Below are 24,926 nucleotides of genomic sequence, written 5' to 3'. Positions count from 1 at the left end.
TCCAAGACTGATTTGGTATCCTTTTGATACTTAAAAGGTATACATATGGAATTAAGACACCTACGCTACTTTGTTGCTGTTGCAGAAGAAAAGAACTTCACTAGAGCTTCTGAAAAACTGTTCATTGCACAGCCGCCCTTGAGCAGACAGATCCAACAACTCGAAGAAGAGTTGGGCGTAACTCTGTTTGTTAGGAACTCTCGACCCCTCAAGCTGACAGACGCGGGCAACTTTTTCTATGAGCATGCCAAACAGGTTTTAGTTAGAACTGGCGAGCTCAAGGCCATGACTCAACGGGTTGGCAATATCAACCGAATTCTGAATGTCGGTTTTGTTGCATCAACGCTCTACGGAAAACTTCCGAAAATTATTCGAAAATATCGAGCCAAATTTAATTCCATTGAATTGCGGATGTATGAAATGACAACAATGGAACAGCTCAAAGCTTTGAAAGATGGAAAGATTGATATCGGCTTTGGACGAGTACGTCATGAAGACGCCAATATCAGACGGATTGTATTGAGGGAGGAAAAACTCATTGCTGCAGTTCCTTATGAGCACCCACTATCAAAATCAAACAAGCCCATCAACTTAAAAGACTTAGCCGATGAAAATCTCATTGTCTTTCCAAAAAATCCCCGTCCTAGTTACGCAGACCAAGTATTAAATGGTTTCAAAGAAAGGGATGTTCATCCCAAAAAGATTATTGAAGTTCGAGAATTACAAATAGCCATTGGCCTTGTTGCTGCAGGCGAAGGTGTATCCATTGTTCCATTTAGCTTGCAGGGCATGAAACGTGATGACGTTGTATATCTAGAATTAAATGAAAAGCATGCCTACTCCCCCATCATCATGAGCACTAGATCAATGGATAAGTCTGAAGAAATTAAGGCAATGCTTGATTTAATTTATTGCATCTATGACGAAGAGGGTATTTCTTATACGCGAGAAGAGTTATAAATTTGCCGCACACTACAACCCCAATATATTTTTGTAGGTAGATTATTTAAAGTATCGCCATTGAAAAATGTATAGTATTTGACTACACACTTTTTTAGCATGCTCAGCGTTACTTAAAGTAACGCTCAAATGACCAAATCTCACCTTTAGTCTCAAAAGCTGGCTTTTTGTGACGTTTAGGTCCTGTTTAGGTTCTCTGGTTATGAGAACATCGTGCGCATATATGAAATTACTAACCCAGAAGAGCAACTGGCTTTACTAAAATTGATCATGGATAACACTTGGGCAGCAATTAGTAGGCAACCTAAAACTAAAGTCCCAATGATCAAAACTGCTCCAGCGACTCGCCTTAAAAAGGGCGTAAAGCCTCAGGCTATTTCAAAGCCAAAAAAGGCACCCTATGCTGCTGCTCCAAAGCCCTTACCAAAACCAAATCCGATATACCAAACTCCAATGCAAATGCATCATCAACAACTAAAGACTAAGCAGGATTATGCACAGGAGGTTAAAAAGACTTTTGATAAGGATGCCGTAAAAATGCCTAAGTCATTACAGCCATTACCAGGTAATATCATCAGCCCTATTGGTGGTGGCGATCCTGAATTGAATAAAAAGTTTGATCAAGCTCGTAGGCAAGGCGAGCAAAACCGCGCTAGCGGCTCAGAATCGCATTCATATTACTGAAATTGAGAATTCATATTCATCAGACAAACGCACTATGCGAGGCGCAATACTGATACTTTCTAAGCGTTACTTAAAGTAACGCTCATAATTACACCTATAACTACTAACCCTATTACCCATGTCCAAAACCATTATTTTCGATACCGAAGCTACAGGCATTAAAGAACCTGTATTAATAGAAGCTGCTTGGGTTGAGTTTGAATCCATTGAGCCCTTTACTGTTACCAACCCATTTGTGCAGCGATATAACCCTAGCAAACTTATTACCCTTGGTGCACTAGCTACCCATCACATCATGGATGAGGAATTAGTTGATTGTCCTCCTGCAGCTAGCTTTACCCTACCCGGACATGTGGACTACATCATTGGGCATAACGTGGACTTTGACTGGGAAGTCATTGGCAAGCCCGAAGTCAAGCGTATCTGTACTCTGGCGCTTGCTCGCAAACTTTGGCCTAATTTAGATAGCCACAATCAAAGCGCTCTCATGTATTACTTGGAACGGGCTACAGCACGTGAGCAATTACGCAATGCCCACTCAGCTATTGCAGATGTGGGTGTTTGCGCTGTGATCCTAGATCATATTTGTCAGCAGCTAGGTATCAAAACTGTTGAAGATTTATATGCTGAGTCGGAGAAAGCCAGAACTCCAACTACTATGCCCTTTGGTAAACATAAGGGATTGTTATTAGCGGATGTTCCTAGCGACTACAAGCAGTGGCTGCTTACTCAAGGGGATATTGATCCGTATTTGCGGAAGGCTTTGGGGGCGTGAGGATAGATCCTAGAACACGCTCACGAAATCTCGCCCGACCCACCAGTTATACAAAGGAATCACAGCAATGTGCTCCTTTTTTTGGTTGAATGAAATGTGGATGACTGTTTGGAACAATGCGGAATTTTGTGGATGTTTCAGGCGCGGATGATCTACGCCAGGTGACCGACGGGACTATGAGCGTCTCTTTATGGGACGGTTATACATACTTGTCAGGTTAACAAACATCCTTTTATTAAATGGCCGTTAAAGAGATTAGTCATGGATGCCATGTGGCTATTGAATCGGGAAGGTCTATTTTTGCCTGCTTTGCACTTCCAGCCAATGAGTAGGAAAGTTGATTGGCCGCCTGTATCACTGTTTGTGCAAGACCTAAGAGCCTTGTCTTTGATAGTCTAGAAGTTGGCCCAGATATACATATAGACCCTAGTAGCTTCCATTCAACACCAAAAATTGGTGCAGATACACTAGATACTTCTGGCTCTCGCTCGCCTAGAGAGAGGTGATAGCCTTTTTTTCTAATAGATTCATAAGGCTCACCTTGCTCTCCAGAAAACGCTAGTATTACCCTACCTGGCGCTCCTAAATTTAAAGGCAACCCAATACCAACAAGCACATGATGACGAATAGTTTGGGGACCATCAACACGCGCCAAGCATGTGCGTTGACTTCCTTCTCGTACATAAAAAGAAGCGCTTTCTCCAGTTTCGATAGTGAGCTCTCTTAATACTGGCTCCACTATGTCATGCACATCAAAGGTAGCCTGATAACAAGCGCCCAACCAACCTGCAGACCGACCTAAGCGCCAACTACCATTCTCCTTTTGCACCAAGTAATTCTTTTCAGCTAACGTTCTAGCTAATCGCAATACAGTTGTCTTATGCATTCCCGTTCTTTTACTTAATTCAGTCAAAAAAAGGGACTGATCTACCCCGCCGAACGCTTCCAATAAGTTGAGCGCCTTGGTGACTGACATCACGGTTCCAGTTGAAGGCTCTTCGCCCTGTAATGGGAGGTCAGGTGGAAGCGAGGATTTACTTGAATTTTGTTTCACTAAATGGACCTTATTTCGCCTGTTGAAACACTATTGTAAATATTGAAACAACATCATAAAGTCTGCGGAGGTTCATTTCAACCCCAAATGAGGCGCTAAATGCAAAATCTCAAATCATTACTGTTGACTCTGATGTGCTCATTAGTTAGCGCAACTGCACTTGCACAACCCTATCCCAACAAGCCAATTAAATTAGTTGTTCCCTTTCCCGTAGGGGGCGGTACAGATATTTTTGCCAGAACAGTTGGTCAAGCTCTAACCGACACATTTAAATGGACTGTAGTACCAGATAACAAGCCCGGTGCCGGAGGAAATTTAGGAATTGATTCTGTTGCCAAATCACCGCCGGACGGCTATACCATTGGCTTAGGCCAAACCAGTAATTTGGCAATTAACCCGACTTTATATGCGAAGCTTCCTTACAGTCCCGTAAGAGATTTAACACCTGTAGTGCTTTTGGCATCTGCACCCTTAGTCATAGTGGTACCTGAAAATTCTCCATACAAAACTTTTGCAGATATTTCAGCATCAGCAAAATCTAAACCCGGGCAAGTGACTTATGGCTCGCCAGGAAATGGAACTGTTGCACACCTAGCAATGGAGCTTTTACAAAAGTCAGCAGGCATCAAGCTTCAACATATTCCTTACAAGGGTTCATCGCAAGCGCTTACAGATTTAATGGGCGGTCAAATTCAGGTTTACGCATCATCAATCCCCACTGCACTGAGTCAAATTAAAGATGGGCGTCTACGTGCTATAGCTGTTACATCACTTACTCGCTCTCCCTCACTTCCTAATATCCCAACCATTGCTGAGTCGGGAGTTAAGGGCTTTGAAGCGATTTCCTGGTTTGGCTTTGTGGTACCTGCCGGAACGCCAAGCAATATCGTGCAAGAGCTCAATAAAAATATTAATCAAATACTCAAGCAACCCGAAGTCAAAGCCAAACTTATGGGCGATGGTGGGGATGTGCTCGGTGGCACATCTGAGCAATTTGCAAATCTCTTATCTAAAGATTTGGTTCGCTGGGGAAAGGTTGTTAAAGATTCCGGTACCAAACTTGATTAATCGTATTTACTCAATTAACCAATAAAGAAAAAATTATGTCAAACCTAAATATTAAAACTGATTTTGTACGCACTTCTCCTGAATTGGTAGCAAAAGGATCTAAATTTGCCCCTTCTATTTTTTCCGATGTGAACGATCGTCGCGGCGCCCTGCATGGCCGTATTAGTGCGCTTCGCCCCTCAATGAAACTAGCTGGCCCAGCGCTCACTGTTGAAGTTCGTCCTGGTGACAACCTCATGATTCATGCTGCAATGTCTCTTGCAAAACCTGGTGATATCTTGGTGATTGATGGCAAAGGAGATCAAACTGCCGCGCTCATGGGAACTATCATGATTACAGCCTGCCAACAACTAGGCATTGCTGGTGTAGTAATTGATGGAGCAGTACGTGACAGCAATGAATTGGCTGAAATGAATTACCCAGTATTTTCTGTGGGTACCAATCCGAATGGCCCCACGAAAAATGTACCAGGCCGCATCGGTCACCCAATTTCTATTGGTGGAGTAACTGTGCATGCTGGAGATTTCATCGTAGCTGACTGTGATGGCGTAGTTGCGATTGAAAAAGATAAGTTGGATTCTTTATTACCACTCGCTCAAAAGAAGGTAGACGACGAAGCCAGTCGAATCGCTGCTATTAAGACTGGAAAAACTGCTGCAGCTTGGCTTAATCCGGCATTGGTTGCTGCAGGGGTACTCAAAGCAGGAGAAAGCCTATGAGCCAAAAGCCAGCGATTCTAATTACAGGCGCAGATCTTGCTGCTCCGGCGGTTGAATTACTGAAAGATTTTGAATTGATCTACGCCGGAAAATCACCTCAACCTGAGGAGGTTCTGGCCTTATGCAAAAAGCATAATCCGCTTGCTATTCTGTTGCGTTACGGAAAAGTTACCGCTGAAATGATGGATGCAGCCCCTGCCCTAAAAGTTATCTCCAAACATGGCAGCGGAACTGACACCATTGATAAGGAGGCCGCTACTCGAACAGGTATTAAGGTAGTTGCAGCTGCTGGTGCAAATGCTGCCGCAGTTGCCGAACATGCACTAGCCTCACTATTGGCCTGCGCAAAATCTACAGTTCATCTAAATGAGCGCATGCACTCTGGCCACTGGGATAAGGCTACATTTAAAACTTTAGAGTTGAATGGAAAAACCCTTGGCCTCATTGGTCTTGGAGCTATTGGCCTACGTTTTGCTAAGATGTGCAATGCCATCGGCTTGCGGGTTATAGGATTTGATCCTTATGCAAAAAATCTTCCAGACTATATTCAAGAAGTAGATTTAAAGACAATTTGGCAACAGTCTGATGCAATCTCACTTCATTGCCCGCTAACTACAGAAAATAAAGATCTTCTTAATAAAAATACCTTAAGTCTTTGCAAGGATGGGGTCATTATTGTTAATACCGCTCGTGGTGGACTGATTAATGAAGCGGATCTACTAAATGCAATCCAATCTAACAAAGTAAGCATGGCTGCGCTCGATAGCTTTGCAGCAGAGCCAATGATTGCTGGACATGCCTTTCAGGGGAACAAGCGCATTATCTTAAGCCCGCATATTGGCGGTGTGACTTCAGATGCCTATATCAATATGGGCGTTGGAGCAGCAAAAAATATCCTTAGTGTTTTATTACCAGTAGCTACCAGTATTTAATGAACCCGAAAGCTCAAAATGACATTTAGCAAAAAGATTTTCATTGCAGTGCTATTTCCTTTGTCTTTAGGCATTCTTTCTAATCCAGTTGTGAATGCACAAACAAACTACCCAGCTAGACCTGTCAAAATCATCGTCCCTTTTGCTCCTGGCGGTGCGGTAGATGTAGTCACTCGAAAAATTGCCCAAAAACTAACCGAGCAAACCGGCCAAACATTTTTTGTAGAAAACAAAGCTGGAGCTACTGGCACTATTGGCGTTAACCAAGTTGCAAAGTCTGATCCTGACGGATATAACTTGGTGGCCAATGATACGACCTACTCACTAATTCCCCATATCTTTAAAAAATTACCTTTTGACCATAGCTCAGATTTGATGCCTGTCAGTGCATTTGTATTTGTCCCGATGGGACTAGTTGTGAGCTCTGAATCCAAATACAAGACATTAAATGAATTAATCGTTGATGCTAAAAAAGAACCTAATAAAGTCACTTATGGAACGGGTGGCGCTGGAACAACGCCTCATTTTGTCGGCGAAGCATTTGGTATCGCGGTGGGCGCTAACTTTATGGCCATCCCTTTTAAAGGTGCAGCTGAAGCAACCCAAGCAGTTTTATCTAATAGCGTTGACTTTCAGTTCGCCTCGACAACAGGACTCATGGGTAATGTAAAAGCAGACAAATTACGCATGTTAGGGATTAGCGGCGAAAAGCGTATTCCAGCATTACCCGATGTCCCTACTTTTGCCGAGTCCGGGGTCAAGTGGAACGGGCTCATAAATTGGACTGGCTTATGGGCACCTAAGGGCACGCCTCAATTAGTGCTCACTAAATTGCAAAAAGAAATTGCTATAGCCATGAATACCCCCGATATGAAATCCTTTTCCGAGGGAATGGGCGCAGAACCAAAGCAAATTGGCAGTGAAGCCTTCGCAAAAATACTCAAAGAGAGTACTGACAACTGGGGAAGAATTGCGGCCAATACGGCATTTGAAAAACAATAATCATATAAAGGTAAAGCTTTATGAACAATGTTCCATCTCACACAAGACGAGATTTACTTATGGGTTTGGGCGCTGCAGCAGCATTGGGCGCCATAAGTGGCTGCACCTCAAATCCGTACAAATCTACCTACACAACCCCAATTCCAACCTCTGTTCCATTTTCAACAGGAACTGAAGTGCCCAACTTTCCAATACCCGGCCTAGCATGCGATTGCCATCACCATATCTATAACAATAAATACCCAGCCGATAAGACCGCAACCCTTTTGCCGCCCAATGCGAGTGTTGCTGACTACCGTTTATTGCAAAGAAGGTTAGGTTTACAGCGTAATGTGATTGTTCAGCCATCAACTTATGGAACTAATAATTCACTATTGGTGGATTCATTAAGAGAGATGGGAAATAATTCTCGGGGCGTTTGTGTAGTTGATGCCAATGTAACCGATAAAGAGCTTGAAAGACTTCATGCCGCTGGTGTGAGAGGCATTCGATTTAACCTCAGCTTTTTAGTGGGCGTCACACCTGAGATGATGCTGCCTCTTTCCCAGCGAATAGCGCCTCTAGGGTGGAATATACAGATCAATGGTACTGGGGATAAAAATCTGGCCTACATGGATATTTTTAAAAAGATGCCAAGCAGAATTGTCTTTGATCATCTCGGACAACCCCCTCAGCCCAATGGAATTAATCACCCATCATTCAAAATGTACGCAGATCTTTTAAATGCAGGCAATACATGGATCAAATTGACTGGAGCTTACATTACCAGCAAGCAGAATGACTTTGGTGATACCAATTTGATTGCCAGAAAATACATTGAAATAGCGCCCGATAGATTAATCTGGGGAACGGATTGGCCGCATCCGACCAAAAAAGCCAATGAAAAACCAGATGACGCAAAAATGATGGATCAAATTGCTATTTGGACATCTAGTGCAGCACTGCAAGAAAAAATATTGGTAAGCAATCCTGCAGTATTGTATGGTTTTAACTAGATTGCATTTTTATCTCATTTATCTTTATGTTCATTAGCAGTCCACCAAAAGTTACAACATTGGAAGTCTGGTCAAGGCTTCCTGATCGCTTTCGCAAACCCAAACTGACAGAGTGGAGCAAAGTTAATCAAGGCGGGCGAGCGAGTGACTCATTTCTGGAAGGTCCAGTATTTGATGAAGTGGGTAACTTATTTGTAACCGACATTCCTCATGGGAGAGTATTTCGCATTGACCAAAAGAGCGAATGGGATCTAGTTGCTCAATGGGACGGGCAACCTAATGGAATGAAGTTCATGAATGCTACTGAACTATTAATCACCGATTATGCAAATGGCTTAATGGCTTTAGATACAAAATCAGGTGTTGTTCGCCCTTACCTCACATCAAAAAATTCTGAGCAATTTAAAGGATTAAATGATCTGACTTTTGATTCCAATGGAAATCTGTACTTTACGGATCAGGGTCAGACCGGCCTGCATGACCCTACCGGAAGGGTATATCGCCTATCTCCAGCTGGAAAACTAGAACAGTTGCTATCGAATGTGCCCAGCCCCAATGGGATTACCTTATCTAAAGATGAGAGGTTTCTGTTCGTTGCGGCCACTCGTGGCAACTGCGTATGGAGAATGCCTCTTCTTTTGGATGGCTCCATCTCAAAAACGGGGCAGTTCTTTACATCTTACGGCCCTAGTGGGCCTGATGGATTAGCAATAAATGATGAAGGGCATTTACTGATAGCAAACCCTGGGCTTGCTTATATTTGGATATTGAATCACCTTGCTGAACCCATTGAAATCCTTAAAGGCATATCGGGAACATCGCTTACTAATCTTGCATTTGGTGGAAAAGAAAATAAAATCATTTACTGCACTGATTCAACTAATGGCCAAATTATGATTGCGAAATTAGACATACCTGGAATAACAATTCATAGGCCAACCTAAATATAGCAACACAACCGACAAACCACCGTCCCGTAACTAGACGCTCCTGTCGACAAAATTCGACGTCCATCTCATGCCAATCCGATCCAAATAACCACCCGTCAATACCGCGGCACTTTCTTGGCAGGTTTAAGCTAATGTTTTAGCTACTGTTCGACACAATTCTTAAGTCTTTTAATCCGTTGGTCGCGAGAGTTCTCAATCGTAAGCGCTACTTAAAGTAACGCTTATATCAAACTGCCCGCAGTTCACGCTCTGCCCGCTTCTTGCTTGGATAGTTATCAGCAGCCCGACTATCTGCCTCAATCAGCTTTCTCGTATTAGCCCCACGCAATTGCTCAATAGCTTGTATTACCTGTAAATGGCTATAGTGACGCTCAATCATGACAACACTAGTACCCATCTGTTTAGCTAGCGTATGTATTGGCACCATATCGTGAGTAAGTGCTAAGGTGGCATAGGTATGGCGCAAGCTATAGAACACACGCTTTTGATTGGTCTTGGGATCTATCAGCAATCCGTGATCTGCTAAGAAGCCGTCGAACATATGGTTAAGTACATCACTTAAATCCCTACCTTCTTTGGTTCTAAAGATGTAGTCATCATTAGTGGGTTTAATCAACTCAGCCAAGGGATCTTTAATTGAGCTAGCTACTTCATAGTTTCTCAAAGCAATACGCTCTAAGACTCTAATACTAGGCAAGCGTCCAATGATCTGCCTTTGCCCTGTTTTTCCTTTAACGGTCATTTCACAACTGCGGTTTAGGCTATGCACTTCAATAACTTCACCCTCCTCGTCCAATTGATCTGTGACTGTACTAATAGGGTTCATCATGAAACGGATTTGCTTCCATTTCATATCTAAGAGTTCAATGCCTGGTCTTGCGCCTGTATCAACCAGCATCTCTACATAATCTCGTAGGATTTCATGACGCTCGCGCACATCCTTAGTTCTGCCTGAATCTATGTATGGGCCCAGTAGTTTTAATAACGCTCGCAATTCATGCAGCTCAAAAGCTGGCCGACGAACGCTCTCTTTAGTCTTGCCATCTAACTTGGGACGATTACTTTCGGTTAAGTAACCTCTAACAATGGCTTCATCAAAAACTCGATTAAATGCTGCGTTTTGGGTTTTACGATTGCTATTTGATAGCGCCAATCCATACTTAGCTTCTCGGTCATCGTAGTACTGCTGCAGGGCATCGTAGTCGATATTGGTAATGAGTCTTTGTCCAAGACTGGGTATGAAATGCTCATTAATAATGCGGATGTAGTCTTTGTAGATTGACTTACCCAAACCACCCTTTAAGTCTCGCTCCATACGATCAATTGCCAACATGGCGATATCTTTAAAGCGTTTGGTTACCACTGGTATGCCAGAGCGTTTACGTATTTCTGCTTCTACTAATAGTTCTTTAGCCTTATTAACCGCTAAATCAAGCTGGGTCTCTTTGGTAGTAGCTCTAATCCACTTGTTATCTACTTTATATCGACATTGCCATACGGCACTATGCTCGCGCTGATAGAGGGTTAGGTTACGGTGTATGAGTTGATGTGTACTTTCTTTTTTAATTGCCATACACATAATTTAGCTTCAGACACCAGGCTAGGACAACCTCTTTGGATGAATTACTGGGGTCCATTTAGCCAAAAGAGTTAATGGCTAAGAGTGGGGATTATTGGATGGTTTGCGGGGATAAATGGGGGGAGCGTTACTTTAAGTAACGCTTGTTACCAACGCCCTTTACTCTTGTCGAGTAATTCCATATAAATTTGGATCTCTTCTAAAGCCAGTAGCATCAATCAATAAATCAAAAAAGCTTAAAAAAGTGTTGTGCGCTTCTTTGGAGTGAATTGAATGCACAAATGATCTCACGCTTATTTCATTAGTTTTAATAGGTCCCCAGGATTCATTCTGATTCATAGCTAAACGTACATTTTTACATCCAGAAACACCAATCTCAAGTTGATATGCGCCGTCCAATTTTTGAGTATCAAAGTATTCGCATAGTCGTTTGTAAGCCATCATGAATGTCTGCTCAAATAATACGTGAGGTATAAATGGTAAACGCACCTCACGAGGCACATCACTTCCATGCTCCAGCTTAATCAATGTATTGTTAATCAACCAAAATTCGCCATTCGCAAAAAGTTGGGTTGACGCCTGTATGCCTGCACGAGTTTCTAATCCAGATTGTCTTGGAATAAATCCTACAACCCCATATTCATTGATGTCAATAAATGGTCTAAATCCGTTTTTTAACAATACAGGGACATTTACCGCTAGATCTTTTAAATCGGCAAGCGTGATTGGGGCACTCATTCTTTCGGCAGGAATTATTCGCACATAGGCAAGCGAATCATTTGGATAAAAATAGTCAACCTCATCTACTCCAGGCAGGCCATTTCTCCCCAATACTTCACCCCTATCAAAATACGCTGCCTTAATATAGGTACTAGATGTCTCAAGGAAATCGACTTTTTTTGAGATATCACCAACAATATAGTTTGAAAGGGCCTTTAGGAAAACTCCTTTCAATCTTTTAAATTCACTCTTAATCTGATCTTTTGTAGCTTCAGGAGTTAAATGGAATTCAATAATTCCACCCTTGTGCCGCAAATCAAAAGGTAAATTTTCATGCGTACCAAAGTATGTATTCATTACCAGTAGCACGTTTCTAGATGAAAGCCCCTTCAGTGCATATCCCAATTCAATCGCCACATTCGAATTAATAAATTTCTTCTCTTGATCGATTGCATTTCCAACTAGAGTGATATCAGCTACCAAGACCGAAGCAGCATCAATTTTTTCAAAAATTAAATTTGCCAGGTCTGGGCTTCCAACTACATTTTTAATATCGTGATCAAGATGTAAGTTTTCTACATTTTCCCTGGACTGCGGCTCATCAATATCAGTTGAAGACTGAATTTCTGCAATAACCTCATTAAGCACATCTCTAATAAAATGTCTGCCAATTTTTCCAGCGGTATCAGATTGCCACGACCAAAATATTTTCATATGTACATTGTAAAAAATACCAACCCGAAGGTTGGTATTTTCATTTCTGGTGGGCCCACCAGGACTTGAACCTGGGACCAAAGGATTCCGGTTTGTGTAGCTTTCACTACTCCCTGGACTATGCCTTCATCATATCGATTGCTCAACTTAGATGGGTGCCGTCTAGTCTCTACACGTTCAAAGTATTTCTACTAAGCTTCGCTCGGCGTTAGCTTGTGCAGCTTTTGGCTGCATTTAGCTTTCTCCGAATTTGACACCATCCCTTATGCAGTTTCCACGCATAAGGCACAACTTTCGCTATGAGTCCTCTGCTCTAACCAACTGAGCTATGGGCCCTAAATCGTTACATTTACTACACACCTTACTGCTGGTGTTTTTACTGCAAAACCACACTAAAACCGCATTTACTACACACCATGAAAAATGCCTTGGTGTGTAAGCGGTGTGTAAGCAATTTTATATGTCTTAACCACCACTAAGCTCTTGAATCTATTGAGGTCTTTGCTACAAGACCCCTAGGGCTTCTTTCTTATGAGTCCTCTGCTCTAACCAACTGAGCTATGGGCCCGTTAGTCTTGGATCAATCTTCCTCGAGGAAGGTCTTGAGTTTATCGCTACGGCTTGGGTGACGCATTTTTCTCAGGGCCTTAGCTTCGATCTGACGGATACGCTCACGAGTCACGTCAAACTGCTTGCCGACTTCTTCGAGAGTGTGGTCAGTGCTCATCTCAACACCAAAGCGCATACGCAATACTTTTGCTTCGCGTGGTGTCAATGAATCGAGAACGTCTTTCACCACATCACGCATAGAGTCATGCAATGCTGCTTCTGCTGGAGCCAAGGTATTGCCGTCTTCAATGAAGTCGCCCAAATGAGAATCTTCATCGTCACCAATTGGTGTCTCCATAGAGATAGGCTCTTTAGCAATCTTCATGATCTTGCGAATCTTGTCTTCAGGAATCTCCATCTTCAGCGCCAAAGTTGCTGCATCTGGCTCATGACCAGTTTCTTGCAAGATCTGACGGCTGATACGGTTCATCTTGTTGATCGTCTCGATCATGTGAACAGGGATACGGATCGTACGTGCCTGGTCAGCGATAGAGCGAGTAATCGCCTGACGAATCCACCATGTTGCATAGGTGGAGAACTTATAGCCACGACGGTATTCAAACTTATCTACCGCTTTCATCAAGCCGATGTTGCCTTCTTGAATCAAGTCCAAGAACTGCAGGCCACGGTTGGTGTATTTCTTAGCGATGGAGATTACCAAGCGTAAGTTGGCTACTGTCATCTCACGTTTCGCTTCACGGGCACGCTTCTCGCCAGCGATCATCTGCTTGTTTACTTCTTTTAATTCTGGAAGTGGAATAACGACATTCTTCTGAATATCAATCAACTTCTGTTGCAATTCTTGAATTGCAGGGACGTTACGCTCCAAGAGCGCGCTGTAAGGCTTGTTCTCTTTAAGTAACTTCTCAGTCCAAGTCAAATTCATAGACATCTTAGGGAAGTCTTTTAATACTTCGCTACGATTAACGCCGACTTTGTCCACCAACAGGCTAACGATGCCACGCTCAAGTTTCCATACCTGGTCCACTTGGGAACGCATGGTGTCGCATAACTTCTCAACACTCTTCGCTGTCAAACGGAAACCAAGCAACTCAGCGCGAATTGCTTCTTGTGCCTTCAGATATGCAGGACAGTTATAACCATCCTTATCAAACGCACGGCGCATCTTGTCAGCTTGTGTACGAACGATGGCAAACTTCTCTAAAGAAATCTGCTTTAACTCTTCTAATTGCTTGGCATTCGCTGTTGCAGCACCGCCACCACCGCCGCCGCCTTCGTCTTCGCCGCCCTCTTCATCGCCTTCTTCAGCATCCGGATCAATTTCTGGCTCTTCAGGTCCAAGCTTAATATCTTCTGCGTTTGGATCAACCAAGCCATCAACAAACTGGTCAATCTCCATCTCGCCACTAGCAATCTTGTCAACGTTGCTCAGAATCTCCGCAATCGTTACAGGGCAAGCAGCCAAAGCCATCACCATATCTTTGAGACCGGCTTCAATCTTCTTCGCAATGACGATCTCGCCTTCGCGAGTTAGCAAATCGACTGTACCCATCTCACGCATATACATACGTACTGGATCGGTAGTGCGTCCGAATTCTGAATCAACTGTAGATAAAGCAGCTTCAGCCTTTTCTTCAGCCTCTTCTTCGGAAGCTGCAGCTTCTGTGTTGTCAGACAGGATTAAGGTTTCGGCATCGGGCGCTTGTTCGTAAACAGTAATACCGATGTCATTGAGCAGGCTGATTAAAGTCTCTAATGCATCCGCATCAGACAACTCGTCAGACATTACATCATTCATCTCACCATGGGTTAAGTAGCCCTTGGACATACCCATCTTGATCAAAGTCTTCAAACGAGCACGACGTAACTCTTGCTGCTCTTCAGTACCCAATTGCTGTGCTGCGAATTCCTTTAAAAGCGCCTTCTCTTTAGCCTTACGCTCACGCGCTTTTTGACGATCCGTTAATACTGGCTCTGCATTTTCTGCAGGGGCATCCGCCTTGGCTTTACGGCCACGCTTCTTCTCCTCCTCAACTGCCGGCACCTCAACTTCAGCAACTGTGGCTTTTTTAACTTTGGTTTCTTTTACTTCTTTTACCTCTTTAACTTCCCTCGCCGCTTTAACTGGTTCAGGTTTAGATACGGGCGCAGCTTTCCCTTTTTTTACTGGCTCAACTTTGACTTCTGCCTTTACAACCCTTACGGGGGCTTTAGCAACTGGCTTTGTTGGGGCTTTTGCTGCTGGCTTTACAGCGGCTTTTACTGGTTTAGCTGGAGCTTTCGCTGGCGCTTTTGGGGCTGGCTTCGCAGCAGCCTTTACTGGCTTGGCAGGTGCTTTAGCTTTTGGAGCTGTCTTAGCTGGAGCTTTAGCTTTAGTAGCCGGCTTAGCAGCAGCCTTTAGTGGTTTAGCAGGCGCCTTCGCTTTTGGAGCAGGCTTGGCTGGTGCTTTAGCTTTAGAAACTGGTTTTGCGGCAGCCTTTACTGGCTTAGCTGGGGTTTTTGCTTTGGCCACAGGTTTTGCAGCGGCTTTTATTGGTTTAGCTGGAGCTTTCGCTTTTGGAGCTGGTTTTTTGGTCTTGGTATTCGGCATTTATTAGCACTTACTCACATTACTGTTATTGATATCGACTGATGAAACACAGCCCCGTAGTAATTCACTTACCCACTTACCCCAAATTTCATCAAAATAAAGCGCAAGTGGCTGAATTAAATCGGTTTTTTCTTGGGAACAGAGGATTATAGTCGATTGCAACTTTTTTACCCCCGTAACACTTAAAAATATGGGGTAATTTCAGTGGATTTCTAGGGGTGCTTAGGGAAATTCTTAGGAGAATTTCAGCTTTTCGCCCAATTCTCGATAACGGGCTTTGTCTTGCTCAGAAGCAGTGCTTCCGGAGATCTTTTGGGCGATTTCGGTCATTTCTTGCTTGAGATGGGTTAATTCCAGTTTTTTGAATGCCCCCTCAAGATCTGCAGCTGCACCCTCTAACTCCAAATCAGAGCCCATTACGCGGTTTCTCAAGACTTCATACAAAGGAGCCAACTCGCTACGAGAGAGTTGATCTTGGAACATCGCAAATGCACCGGCACCTGCGATCGCTGGTTTATTACCTTCACCTGGAATGAGCTCAATCAAATCACACTGCGATAAAAGATCTTGCATCAATGCATGGGCTTTTGCTGATCTTTGCTCTGCTGCCTTCAATGCAAGCGCGCGCTTGTTTGGATCCAAAGCTTTCCCTAAATGCGGAAACTGAATCATGACTCGCAACATTTGCTCGGCTAAATCGGTTGGCGCTTTAGGTGGTTCAATATTTTGAGCAGCTACTCTTTTTGCAGAACCTTTAGATGCTTGCCAAGGGGCGCCCTGACGATTGCCATTATTAGAAAAATTATTTTGGCTATTTAGGTTGCTTTGATTACCTTGGCCACCTTGATAGCGCGCCTGTACTGGCTGATACGTAGTTTGACGAACTGGTGCAGGCGCTACTGTTAAACCACAAAATGCTTCTAGTTCCGCAGGGGTGGTATTGGTACGAATAGCAAGCTCACGCAAAATTTGCGTACGTAAGGCAATGGGGGGCATCGACAGTAAAAGCGGCTTAGCAGCATGATGGGTATAGGCTCGACCCTCTGGGGTAGTTTGCTCATGACCTTCACTGACAACCTTAAAGAAGAAGCTAGAGATAGACATCGCCTCTTTAATGATCTTCTCAAAAGCAGGTGCGCCATAAGCACGAACATAACTATCAGGGTCATGCTCCGTCGGCAAGAATAAGAAACGAATTTCTTTATCGTCAGACATGAGCGGCAAACATGCTTCAAGTGCACGTTGCGCAGCACGTTGACCGGCGGAGTCACCATCAAATGAGAAAACCACTTTATCGGTTTGTCTGAGTAGTATGCGCACATGGTTTGCAGTACAAGCTGTACCTAAAGTAGCAACCGCATTAGGGAATCCCAATTGCGCTAAAGCAACGACATCCATATAACCTTCGCACACCAAAACATATTCTTGCGCACGAATCGCTTGTCTGGCCTCAAACAAGCCATAGAGCGTATTGCCTTTAGAAAACAATGGCGTTTCAGGAGAATTTAAATACTTTGGTTCACCTTGATCCAGAATGCGCCCACCAAAGCCAATGGTTTGACCTTTGGGATTACGAATAGGAAACATAATGCGGTCACGGAAACGGTCGTAACGCTTTACATTCGCGCCTTCGGACTGCTCACCCTGAATAAGCAAGCCGCCTTCCACCAAGGTCTTCGCTATCTCATCGTTGGAGTAAGCGCCAAACACCGCCTCAAGACCCTGCCAGCCGTCAGGCGCGTAACCCAAGGCATAACGCTTAGCAATCTCACCGGTAAGTCCGCGACCTTTTAAATACTCAACTGCCCTAGTGTTGCCCTTCAGCTGTTGGCGATACCAATCGGCAGCAGCGCTCATCACCTCACTCAATGCCATTGCTTGCTGCTGTCTTGCTACATCATTTGCAGTGCGCTCTTCGCGAGGCACATCCAAGCCTGCGGAACGCGCAAGATCTTCAATAGCATCCACATATCCAAGCCCGGAATATTCCATTAAGAAACTAATGGCAGAGCCATGAGCGCCACAACCAAAGCAGTGATAAAACTGTTTAGTAGGCGATACCGAAAAAGAGGGGGATTTCTCTGAATGAAAGGGGCACAAACCCTGAAAGTTCGCGCCCGCTTTTTTTAACTTAACGTGCTGCCCAACCACATCAACGATATCAACCCGATTTAAAAGATCGGCAATGAAGGATTGTGGAATGAGCGCCATGTAGCCAGTATGAAAGGATTTTGCTTTCTTGACTAGCTACTGAGTTTGCTTACTTCGCCAATGCGGCTTTTACCAAGCCAGATACTTTTCCCATATCTGCTTTGCCAGCCAATTGACCTTTGAGTACGCCAATGACCTTACCCATATCCTGTGGGCCTACAGCGCCAGTCGAAGCAACGGCAGCAGCTATTGCAGCCTCTACTTCAGCATCGGATAACTGCGCAGGCAAGTAGGTTTGCAAAATCACCATCTCAGCAGTTTCAATCGCAACCAAATCGTCGCGATTGGCTTTTTCAAACTGAGAGATCGAATCTTTGCGTTGCTTAATCATTTTTTCGACAGTCGCAATCACACCAGCATCGTCAACCACAATGCGCTCATCGACTTCGCGTTGCTTAATCGCCGCCAACAAAAGACGAATCGCTCCTAGGCGCTCAACTTCTTTAGCGCGCATAGCATTTTTCATATCTTCGGTGATTTGATCTTTTAGACTCATGGCTTTATTCCTGGTGTTGAATATAAAACGTCGAACATTTAATAATGGTGATTAAAAAGCAAAAACCCGCTGCGTTTCACCGTCAGCGGGTTTCAAAGCCTCTCGGTGAGGAGAGCTTTTAAATTCTATTAGTAAAGCTTCTTAGGCAACATTTGGCTGCGAATACGCTTGTAATGGCGTTTAGCAGCTGCAGCTTTCTTGCGCTTACGTTCAGCCGTTGGCTTCTCGTAGAACTCGCGTGCTCGCAAGTCTGTCAAAAGGCCATTCTTTTCAATGGTGCGCTTAAAACGGCGCAATGCCACTTCAAATGGTTCGTTTTCGCGGAGGCGGACTGTAGTCATACTTATTTAACTCGTATATGCTCGATAGATATCGAAAAATTAACTGAATTGCGATTCTACCACGGCTAAGTAAAAAAATGATTGTTTTAGGAATAGAAACTTCTTGTGATGAGACCGGGGTGGCTTTATACAACACCACGCCTTGGGAAGAGGGTAAACCGGCCTTCCAGGGCATATTAGGCCAGGGCTTGCACTCCCAGATCGCCATGCACCGGGACTATGGGGGTGTTGTCCCCGAATTAGCCTCCCGCGACCATATTCGTCGTGTTTTACCCCTCTTAGACCAATCCTTAGCCCAATCTGGTCTCAAATTGGCCGATATTGACGCCGTGGCATTCACTCAGGGCCCCGGATTGGCTGGCGCCCTCCTGGTAGGAAGCGCTTTTGCTAAATCCCTAGCCCAAGGCCTCAATTTACCGTCTATAGGGGTACATCACCTCGAAGGACACCTACTTTCCCCGCTTTTGGGCCAAACCGCCCCTCAATTCCCCTTTATTGCCCTACTGGTATCGGGTGGTCACACACAACTCATGAAGGTCTCCGGAATTGGTCAATACGAGCTCCTTGGCGAAACCTTGGATGACGCAGCTGGAGAAGCCTTTGATAAGACGGCCAAATTACTCGGCTTAGATTACCCGGGTGGAGCAGCCATTTCTAAATTGGCAGAACAAGGTCGTCCGGGCATTTTTGATTTACCCAAACCAATGCTGTATTCAGGTGATTTAGATTTTTCTTTCTCGGGATTAAAGACGGCCGTCCTCAATCAAGTGAAAAAGTTTGCAGAAAAAAATATTGCGAATCCTTCAGAGGTCGCACAATTTCATGCGGATCTTGCGAGAAGTTTTGTTGACTCCATCGTGGCAGTTCTTGTCAGCAAGTCCGAGAAAGCGCTCAAGCAAACGGGTTGTAAACATTTAGTGCTCGCAGGTGGCGTTGGCGCTAATTTGCAACTACGCGCCGCACTCAATGACAAAGCAAAACGCAATGGCTTTGAGGTACATTACCCACCGCTTGAGCTATGCACCGATAACGGCGTGATGATTGCTTTTGCTGGGGCACTGCGGATGATCGAAAAAAATAATGGCTCCACAACTTCTGGAGCCTTTGACATCAAACCCCGCTGGGATTTACAAAGCAACAATCTGAAATAGATTTATTGCTTGTTATTTCTGATGGCTGATTCTGGCAAATGCACTGTGGTTGTGAATAGATTCAAAATTCTCAGCCTCCACTACAAAAGAGCGAATACGCTGATCAGCCTTGAGATTGCCGGCCACATCACGCACTAAGTCTTCTACGAACTTCGGGTTGCTATAAGAATGCTCAGTAACCCATTTCTCATCAGGACGCTTCAGCAATCCCCACAATTCGCTAGATGCTTCACTCTCAGCAGCGGCAACTAAATCCTCCACCGTCATCTGCGTTTTGGAATCCAATGCCACAGTCATGGTGACGTGCGAACGTTGATTATGGGCGCCGAACTCAGAAATCTCTTTTGAGCAAGGGCACAAACTCATTACTGGAACTTGTGCACGCAAACCCAATTCAACATCAGAACCGCCTGTTGCATTTTGCTTGGCTGTTGCCATCCAAGTGACTTCGTAATCCATCAAGCTTTCTACGCCAGAGACCGGTGCCGCTTTTTTAACGAAGTGCGTATAAGTAAATTGCACGTGACCTTCTTTAGCGTCGAGCAAAGGCAACATATCGCGTACCAAGGTAACAATGGTCGTGCTATCCACAGCCGCATCTTGTTTTTGGAGAAGCGCCATGAATCGTGACATGTGCGTACCCTTTATATGCGCGGGTAATGCCACATCCATCTCAAAAGTTCCAACCGATGGAAAGCTACCTGTCTTGCTACGAATGGTCAGTGGATGACGTACGCCACGAATGCCAACTTGCTCAATAGGTAGTGCGCGCTCATCCAAGGTGGATTGCACGTCAGGCATTGCGCTGGCTTTCAGAAATGCGGGATTCAAGTCATTCATAGCTCTATTTTCAGGCAAAACGGGCTTATTTGCCGACCAGCGCAGAATTTACGGTCAATATTGCTGGAAAACGTTGTTTGATAGAGTTGGCAATACCCTCAACGTCCAAGCCACACTTGGTCATTAGCAGACTGTAGTCACCATGCTCGATAAATTGATCAGGAAGACCTAATTGCAAGAGGGGTTTCTGAATACCAAGGTTCGAGAGCGCTTCTAAACAAGCACTGCCAGCACCTCCAGCAATAGCCCCATCCTCAATCGTCACAAAATAATCATGATCGGCTGCTAACGATTGGATGAGATCCATATCGAGCGGCTTCACAAATCGCATATTGGCCACCGTTGCATTAACCCCTTCGGCCACTTCAAGCACTGGGTAGAGCAAAGTGCCAAACGCCAATATCGCCACACGTTGACCAGCAGGCGCAGTGGATTTACGACGAATCTCACCCTTACCAAATGGCAGAGTGCGTAATTCTTTAGACGGGATAGTGCCAACACCTGCACCACGCGGATAGCGCACCGCGCTTGGATGTGGCTGATGAAAGGCAGTGGTCAACAAGTCGCGGCATTCCGATTCATCTGCCGGCGTCATCACCAGCATATTTGGAATACAACGTAAAAATGGAATGTCATAAGCGCCAGCATGAGTAGCACCATCAGCACCAACGAGACCAGCGCGATCCAATGCAAACAACACCGGCAAATCCTGTATCGCCACATCATGAATCAATTGGTCATACGCGCGCTGCAAGAAAGTAGAGTAAATCGCCACCACTGGCTTCATACCTTCGCATGCCATACCGGCTGCAAAAGTGACCGCGTGCTGCTCGGCAATACCGACGTCGTAATAACGCCTAGGGAAGCTCTTCTCAAACTCAACCAAGCCGGAACCCTCTCGCATTGCTGGAGTAATGCCAACCAATAAAGGATCTGAATGCGCCATATCGCATAACCACTCACCAAATACTTGAGTAAACGTTTTTTTGCTGGCAGCTGATTTTTTAACGCCCTCTTCAGGATTAAATTTACTAGGACCGTGATACAGCACAGGATCGGCCTCAGCTAACTCATAGCCCTGACCTTTTTTAGTAACTACATGCAAGAACTGCGGACCACGACCTTCTAAAGCTAAGCGACGCACGTTCTGCAGCATCGGGATCAAGGCGTCTAAATCATGGCCATCAATCGGGCCGAAATAATTAAAGCCAAACTCTTGGAAGATTGTTGATGGAGAAACCATCCCCTTGGCATGATCCTCAAGGCGTTTTGCAAATTCACGCAAAGGGGGTGCAATTGATAAAACACTATCAATGCCTTTTTTAGTCGCCGAATAAATATTGCCACTAAGTAATCTAGCCAGATGGCGATTGAGGGCGCCCACGGCAGGGGAAATCGACATGTCGTTGTCATTCAGAATCACTACGAGCGGTAAGTCGTCATACACACCAGCATTGTTCATGGCTTCGAAAGCCATACCACCGGTCATGGCACTATCGCCAATCACTGCTACAGCCACATGTCGTTCACCCTTGGTTTGAAACGCACGCGCCATACCCATGGCCGCAGAAATACTAGTGGATGAATGGCCGGTACCAAAAGCATCAAACTCACTTTCAGAGCGATGCGGAAAGCCTGATAAGCCCTTGTGCTGACGCAAGCTACCCATACGTTCACGACGTCCAGTCAGAATCTTATGTGGGTAACTTTGATGTCCAACATCCCAAACGATACGATCGTGCGGGGTATCAAATACGTAGTGCAAGGCAATAGAGAGCTCTACCGTTCCCAAGTTGGACGACAGATGTCCGCCCGTCTTGGATACAGAATCCAAGACAAACTCGCGCAACTCATCCGCTAAAGCCGGTAGCTCTTCGCGGGAGAGTTTTTTGAGATCGTCGGGGGAGTTAATGGAATGTAAAGTCATTGAACCTAAATAATCTGTACTGATGAATTTCTCTTATTTCTCTTATTGCTCTCTTACTTGCCGCGATTGACAACCAAGAGAGCTAAATCTTTTAATGCTTGTGCAGATGCACCAAAGCTATCTAAGCTAGCGATTGCGGTTTCTTGTAACTCTTTAGCCTGCTTCTGTGCATAGTCTAAACCCATCAAGGTCACGTAGGTCGGCTTATTGGCAGCGGCATCCTTGCCAGCTGTCTTACCCAAGGTGTGACTATCCGCAGTGGCGTCCAGCACGTCATCCACAATCTGAAACGCCAATCCCAGGGACTTTGAGTAATTTCCCAAATGCGCCATTTGCGTTGGCTTTAGGCGGGCAGCAATACCGCCTAATTCCACGGCGCATGACAACAAAGCGCCTGTTTTCATAGCATGCATTTGGTTTAGACCATTCAAGTCTAATTTCTTGCCAACACTTTCTAAATCAATTGCCTGACCGCCGGCCATGCCGCGGGAGCCTGAGGCAGCCGCTAATGCAGAAATCATACTGAGGCGAACTTGCGCATCACAATTTGCATTAGCCACTATTTCAAAAGCGCGTGTTTGTAATGCATCCCCAACGAGTAATGCTGTTGCTTCATCAAAAGCTTTGTGCACTGTCAGACGACCGCGACGTAAGTCATCATCATCCATGCATGGCAAATCATCGTGCACCAATGAATAAGCATGAATACATTCAATTGCTACAGCCGCAGCATCCAATGATTCGCTACGTTCGGCATTATTGCCAAGTTGACCTGCGGCATAAACCAATAAGGGGCGAATACGCTTGCCACCACCTTGCGCTGCGTAACGCATAGCCTCATGTAAACGATGCGGCGTAGTTTGGGCGGAATCGAGCAAGCGATCTAACGCCAACTCAGCTCGCTCGGAGTGAGAAGTAATCCACTCCTGAAATTGAAAAGCAGTGCCCAATTAAGCCTCGAACACTCGAACCTGTTGCTCAACCAGGGCCAACATCCCCTGACAGTGCTTTAGCAAGGCTGCGCCGCGTTGATAGGCTAACAGGGTTTCTTCTAGGGAAAATTTGCCAGATTCCATATCGGAAATGAGCTTTTCAAGCTCTTTAACGGCTTGCTCATAGCGCAACTCGGGGTCAATTAGGACCTCAAGACCGGGTTTTTGACTCTCTGACTTCTTGGCTGGCATAAGCTGGATTCCTTCGTATTTCCCACACGGATAGCCCTATATATTAAAGCGAGAAGCCGTTTGGATGGGTATAATCCACCCCTTCCTTTCCAATATCGATCCGTCGATGGTTGGATTGGTTATTCCGCTTAGCTTCGGCTGACGTTTTCGGGGGTGGGGAGAATGACTAATCTGGCTACCGCGCAGAAGCTTGCGCCGTCCAATTTGCAATTGCCGGTTTCGGCATATTTTGACGCTGACCTGTATCAGCGGGAAATTGAACTGCTTTTTAAGCAGGGCCCCGGCTATGTTGGTCACGAACTGATGGTTCCTGAAATGGGGTCATATCAAACTTTAAGCGCAGAAAACGAAGGTCGCATACTTGTTCGCAATGAGTCTGGCGTAGAACTGCTTTCCAATGTTTGTCGCCATCGTCAAGCATTGATGCTCAATGGTCGCGGTAAAGCTGACAATATTGTTTGTCCATTACATCGCTGGACCTATGACTTAGGCGGCAATTTATTAGGCGCCCCTCACTTTGAGGATAAGCCCTGTTTAAATCTTGGTAAGTACCCGCTACAAAATTGGCAAGGCTTGTTATTCGAAGGTCCTCGCGATGTGCGCACCGATCTTGCCAAGCTGGGTGTTGCCGATGACCTCAAGTTTGAAGGTTATGTTCTTGACCATGTTGAAGTACATGAATGCAACTACAACTGGAAAACATTCATCGAGGTCTATCTCGAGGACTATCACGTTGTGCCATTTCATCCGGGTCTTGGAAAGTTTGTTTCTTGCGAAGATCTGCACTGGGAGTTCGGCGATTGGCATAGCGTTCAAACCGTGGGCATTCACAAAGATTTACAAATTCCAGGCTCACCAACCTATCGCAACTGGCATGAAGCTGTACTTCGTCAGTTTGACGGCAAAGCCCCACGCCATGGTGCCATTTGGCTTACTTACTATCCCAATGTCATGGTGGAATGGTACCCAGGCGTTCTGTGTGTATCAACACTGCACCCAATGGGTCCCGGTAAAACGCGCAATATTGTTGAGTTCTACTATCCAGAAGAAATCGCTTTGTTTGAGCGTGAATTCGTGGAAGCAGAACGTGCTGCCTATATGGAGACTTGCATCGAAGATGATGAAATTGCTGAGCGCATGGATCAAGGGCGTGCAGCACTACTAGCTCGCGGCATTAATGAGTTCGGCCCCTATCAAAGTCCAATGGAAGATGGTATGCAACATTTTCATGAGTGGTATCGCCGAGTCATGAACTTCGAAGGTGCATAATTAAAATAAGCTTCACGGTTACATTAATACCCCGTAGATTCAAACACAAAGTGCAACACGGTTTGAGGACTGCATAAATACTTCATTGGGGGTTTTAAATCCTAATCGTTTTCTAGGTCGGTTGTTTAAACGGTCTTGGATCATTCTAAGCTCCTTATCGGTCACAGTAGATAGCGGTCTCTTTTTGGGGATGTA

At 44.9% G+C, this 24,926-nt stretch carries 22 protein-coding genes and 1 pseudogene; 11 read left to right on the top strand and 12 right to left on the bottom strand.

Annotation, left to right across the window (positions count from 1 at the left end):
* The first annotated feature begins 45 nt into the window (after positions 1-45).
* From ICN37_RS02570 to ICN37_RS02560, 3 genes are all read left to right on the top strand, one after another.
* A complete protein-coding gene (locus ICN37_RS02570; protein WP_216154606.1) occupies positions 46-960 on the top strand; it encodes a LysR family transcriptional regulator in 915 nt (304 codons plus the stop codon).
* A gap of 270 nt (positions 961-1,230) precedes the next feature.
* Positions 1,231-1,644: a hypothetical protein gene (locus ICN37_RS02565; RefSeq protein ID WP_216154604.1), complete on the top strand. Its 414-nt coding sequence runs from the start codon at positions 1,231-1,233 to the stop codon at positions 1,642-1,644.
* A gap of 118 nt (positions 1,645-1,762) precedes the next feature.
* On the top strand, positions 1,763-2,419 hold the full coding sequence (locus ICN37_RS02560) for a putative quorum-sensing-regulated virulence factor (protein ID WP_216154602.1): 657 nt from the start codon (positions 1,763-1,765) through the stop codon (positions 2,417-2,419).
* Between the two features lie 259 nt (positions 2,420-2,678).
* Here the strand turns inward: ICN37_RS02560 and ICN37_RS02555 are convergent, their stop codons facing one another.
* Positions 2,679-3,395 (bottom strand): IclR family transcriptional regulator, encoded by a 717-nt coding sequence (locus tag ICN37_RS02555; RefSeq protein WP_216154639.1) that lies wholly within the window; start codon positions 3,393-3,395, stop codon positions 2,679-2,681.
* 177 nt (positions 3,396-3,572) lie between these two features.
* On the opposite strand from ICN37_RS02555, the gene ICN37_RS02550 reads away from it, so the two are divergent.
* From ICN37_RS02550 to ICN37_RS02525, 6 genes are read left to right on the top strand one after another with little or no spacing between them, the layout of a single operon-like run.
* Complete coding sequence (locus ICN37_RS02550; RefSeq protein WP_216154600.1) at positions 3,573-4,541, top strand: tripartite tricarboxylate transporter substrate binding protein; 969 nt, start codon at positions 3,573-3,575, stop codon at positions 4,539-4,541.
* 35 nt (positions 4,542-4,576) lie between these two features.
* Positions 4,577-5,260, top strand: coding sequence for an RraA family protein (locus tag ICN37_RS02545; protein ID WP_216154598.1), 684 nt, complete (start codon positions 4,577-4,579; stop codon positions 5,258-5,260).
* Positions 5,257-6,192 (top strand): NAD(P)-dependent oxidoreductase, encoded by a 936-nt coding sequence (locus ICN37_RS02540; protein ID WP_216154596.1) that lies wholly within the window; start codon positions 5,257-5,259, stop codon positions 6,190-6,192. Before ICN37_RS02545 ends, ICN37_RS02540 begins: the two co-directional genes overlap by 4 nt.
* Before the next feature lie 18 nt (positions 6,193-6,210).
* On the top strand, positions 6,211-7,194 hold the full coding sequence (locus ICN37_RS02535; RefSeq protein WP_216154594.1) for a tripartite tricarboxylate transporter substrate binding protein: 984 nt from the start codon (positions 6,211-6,213) through the stop codon (positions 7,192-7,194).
* A gap of 20 nt (positions 7,195-7,214) precedes the next feature.
* Positions 7,215-8,189, top strand: coding sequence for an amidohydrolase family protein (locus tag ICN37_RS02530; RefSeq protein ID WP_216154592.1), 975 nt, complete (start codon positions 7,215-7,217; stop codon positions 8,187-8,189).
* Positions 8,190-8,215: 26 nt separating this feature from the next.
* On the top strand, positions 8,216-9,133 hold the full coding sequence (locus tag ICN37_RS02525; RefSeq protein WP_216154590.1) for an SMP-30/gluconolactonase/LRE family protein: 918 nt from the start codon (positions 8,216-8,218) through the stop codon (positions 9,131-9,133).
* A gap of 232 nt (positions 9,134-9,365) precedes the next feature.
* Here the strand turns inward: ICN37_RS02525 and ICN37_RS02520 are convergent, their stop codons facing one another.
* From ICN37_RS02520 to rpsU, 6 genes are all read right to left on the bottom strand, one after another.
* Complete coding sequence (locus ICN37_RS02520) at positions 9,366-10,712, bottom strand: hypothetical protein (RefSeq protein ID WP_216154588.1); 1,347 nt, start codon at positions 10,710-10,712, stop codon at positions 9,366-9,368.
* Between the two features lie 165 nt (positions 10,713-10,877).
* Complete coding sequence (locus tag ICN37_RS02515; protein WP_216154586.1) at positions 10,878-12,152, bottom strand: hypothetical protein; 1,275 nt, start codon at positions 12,150-12,152, stop codon at positions 10,878-10,880.
* Between the two features lie 580 nt (positions 12,153-12,732).
* On the bottom strand, positions 12,733-15,312 hold the full coding sequence (rpoD, locus tag ICN37_RS02510) for an RNA polymerase sigma factor RpoD (protein WP_216154584.1): 2,580 nt from the start codon (positions 15,310-15,312) through the stop codon (positions 12,733-12,735).
* 234 nt (positions 15,313-15,546) lie between these two features.
* Entirely contained in the window at positions 15,547-17,523 is a 1,977-nt protein-coding gene (dnaG, locus tag ICN37_RS02505; RefSeq protein ID WP_216154582.1) for a DNA primase, read from the bottom strand.
* Between the two features lie 49 nt (positions 17,524-17,572).
* Complete coding sequence (locus ICN37_RS02500) at positions 17,573-18,019, bottom strand: GatB/YqeY domain-containing protein (RefSeq protein WP_215320821.1); 447 nt, start codon at positions 18,017-18,019, stop codon at positions 17,573-17,575.
* A gap of 128 nt (positions 18,020-18,147) precedes the next feature.
* Positions 18,148-18,360 carry a 30S ribosomal protein S21 gene (rpsU, locus tag ICN37_RS02495; RefSeq protein WP_011903537.1) on the bottom strand — a complete coding sequence of 71 codons (213 nt, stop codon included), beginning with the start codon at positions 18,358-18,360 and terminating at the stop codon, positions 18,148-18,150.
* A gap of 77 nt (positions 18,361-18,437) precedes the next feature.
* On the opposite strand from rpsU, the gene tsaD reads away from it, so the two are divergent.
* Positions 18,438-19,511 carry a tRNA (adenosine(37)-N6)-threonylcarbamoyltransferase complex transferase subunit TsaD gene (gene tsaD, locus ICN37_RS02490; protein ID WP_216154580.1) on the top strand — a complete coding sequence of 358 codons (1,074 nt, stop codon included), beginning with the start codon at positions 18,438-18,440 and terminating at the stop codon, positions 19,509-19,511.
* Between the two features lie 12 nt (positions 19,512-19,523).
* On the opposite strand, the gene folE2 is transcribed toward tsaD, so the two are convergent.
* From folE2 to xseB, 4 genes are read right to left on the bottom strand one after another with little or no spacing between them, the layout of a single operon-like run.
* Positions 19,524-20,351 carry a GTP cyclohydrolase FolE2 gene (folE2, locus tag ICN37_RS02485; protein WP_216154578.1) on the bottom strand — a complete coding sequence of 276 codons (828 nt, stop codon included), beginning with the start codon at positions 20,349-20,351 and terminating at the stop codon, positions 19,524-19,526.
* Positions 20,352-20,376: 25 nt separating this feature from the next.
* The gene (gene dxs / locus ICN37_RS02480; RefSeq protein ID WP_216154576.1) at positions 20,377-22,278 is read right to left on the bottom strand and encodes a 1-deoxy-D-xylulose-5-phosphate synthase; all 1,902 of its coding nucleotides are present in this window, start codon (positions 22,276-22,278) and stop codon (positions 20,377-20,379) included.
* Positions 22,279-22,331: 53 nt separating this feature from the next.
* The gene (locus ICN37_RS02475) at positions 22,332-23,228 is read right to left on the bottom strand and encodes a polyprenyl synthetase family protein (RefSeq protein WP_216154574.1); all 897 of its coding nucleotides are present in this window, start codon (positions 23,226-23,228) and stop codon (positions 22,332-22,334) included.
* Entirely contained in the window at positions 23,229-23,462 is a 234-nt protein-coding gene (gene xseB / locus ICN37_RS02470; RefSeq protein ID WP_216154572.1) for an exodeoxyribonuclease VII small subunit, read from the bottom strand.
* A 162-nt stretch (positions 23,463-23,624) separates the two neighbouring features.
* Between xseB and ICN37_RS02465 the strand changes: the two genes are divergently transcribed.
* On the top strand, positions 23,625-24,731 hold the full coding sequence (locus ICN37_RS02465) for an SRPBCC family protein (protein WP_216154570.1): 1,107 nt from the start codon (positions 23,625-23,627) through the stop codon (positions 24,729-24,731).
* A 39-nt stretch (positions 24,732-24,770) separates the two neighbouring features.
* On the opposite strand, the pseudogene ICN37_RS11660 reads toward ICN37_RS02465, so the two are convergent.
* Positions 24,771-24,926 (bottom strand): annotated as a pseudogene (locus ICN37_RS11660) (IS30 family transposase); the annotation flags it as partial.

Origin of the sequence: Polynucleobacter sp. P1-05-14 (assembly GCF_018881675.1) — a bacterium.
Classification (GTDB): domain Bacteria; phylum Pseudomonadota; class Gammaproteobacteria; order Burkholderiales; family Burkholderiaceae; genus Polynucleobacter.
This window is presented reverse-complemented; position numbering and strand designations above follow the sequence as displayed.

What these genes read in the sequence shown, in the direction of transcription:
- ICN37_RS02570 (WP_216154606.1), top strand. Translation starts at nt 46, where the DNA reads ATGGAATTAAGACACCTACGCTACTTTGTTGCTGTTGCAGAAGAAAAG.
- ICN37_RS02565 (WP_216154604.1), top strand. Translation starts at nt 1,231, where the DNA reads ATGGATAACACTTGGGCAGCAATTAGTAGGCAACCTAAAACTAAAGTC.
- ICN37_RS02560 (WP_216154602.1), top strand. Translation starts at nt 1,763, where the DNA reads ATGTCCAAAACCATTATTTTCGATACCGAAGCTACAGGCATTAAAGAA.
- ICN37_RS02555 (WP_216154639.1), bottom strand. Translation starts at nt 3,395, where the DNA reads ATGTCAGTCACCAAGGCGCTCAACTTATTGGAAGCGTTCGGCGGGGTA.
- ICN37_RS02550 (WP_216154600.1), top strand. Translation starts at nt 3,573, where the DNA reads ATGCAAAATCTCAAATCATTACTGTTGACTCTGATGTGCTCATTAGTT.
- ICN37_RS02545 (WP_216154598.1), top strand. Translation starts at nt 4,577, where the DNA reads ATGTCAAACCTAAATATTAAAACTGATTTTGTACGCACTTCTCCTGAA.
- ICN37_RS02540 (WP_216154596.1), top strand. Translation starts at nt 5,257, where the DNA reads ATGAGCCAAAAGCCAGCGATTCTAATTACAGGCGCAGATCTTGCTGCT.
- ICN37_RS02535 (WP_216154594.1), top strand. Translation starts at nt 6,211, where the DNA reads ATGACATTTAGCAAAAAGATTTTCATTGCAGTGCTATTTCCTTTGTCT.
- ICN37_RS02530 (WP_216154592.1), top strand. Translation starts at nt 7,215, where the DNA reads ATGAACAATGTTCCATCTCACACAAGACGAGATTTACTTATGGGTTTG.
- ICN37_RS02525 (WP_216154590.1), top strand. Translation starts at nt 8,216, where the DNA reads ATGTTCATTAGCAGTCCACCAAAAGTTACAACATTGGAAGTCTGGTCA.
- ICN37_RS02520 (WP_216154588.1), bottom strand. Translation starts at nt 10,712, where the DNA reads ATGGCAATTAAAAAAGAAAGTACACATCAACTCATACACCGTAACCTA.
- ICN37_RS02515 (WP_216154586.1), bottom strand. Translation starts at nt 12,152, where the DNA reads ATGAAAATATTTTGGTCGTGGCAATCTGATACCGCTGGAAAAATTGGC.
- rpoD (WP_216154584.1), bottom strand. Translation starts at nt 15,312, where the DNA reads ATGCCGAATACCAAGACCAAAAAACCAGCTCCAAAAGCGAAAGCTCCA.
- dnaG (WP_216154582.1), bottom strand. Translation starts at nt 17,523, where the DNA reads ATGGCGCTCATTCCACAATCCTTCATTGCCGATCTTTTAAATCGGGTT.
- ICN37_RS02500 (WP_215320821.1), bottom strand. Translation starts at nt 18,019, where the DNA reads ATGAGTCTAAAAGATCAAATCACCGAAGATATGAAAAATGCTATGCGC.
- rpsU (WP_011903537.1), bottom strand. Translation starts at nt 18,360, where the DNA reads ATGACTACAGTCCGCCTCCGCGAAAACGAACCATTTGAAGTGGCATTG.
- tsaD (WP_216154580.1), top strand. Translation starts at nt 18,438, where the DNA reads ATGATTGTTTTAGGAATAGAAACTTCTTGTGATGAGACCGGGGTGGCT.
- folE2 (WP_216154578.1), bottom strand. Translation starts at nt 20,351, where the DNA reads ATGAATGACTTGAATCCCGCATTTCTGAAAGCCAGCGCAATGCCTGAC.
- dxs (WP_216154576.1), bottom strand. Translation starts at nt 22,278, where the DNA reads ATGACTTTACATTCCATTAACTCCCCCGACGATCTCAAAAAACTCTCC.
- xseB (WP_216154572.1), bottom strand. Translation starts at nt 23,462, where the DNA reads ATGCCAGCCAAGAAGTCAGAGAGTCAAAAACCCGGTCTTGAGGTCCTA.
- ICN37_RS02465 (WP_216154570.1), top strand. Translation starts at nt 23,625, where the DNA reads ATGACTAATCTGGCTACCGCGCAGAAGCTTGCGCCGTCCAATTTGCAA.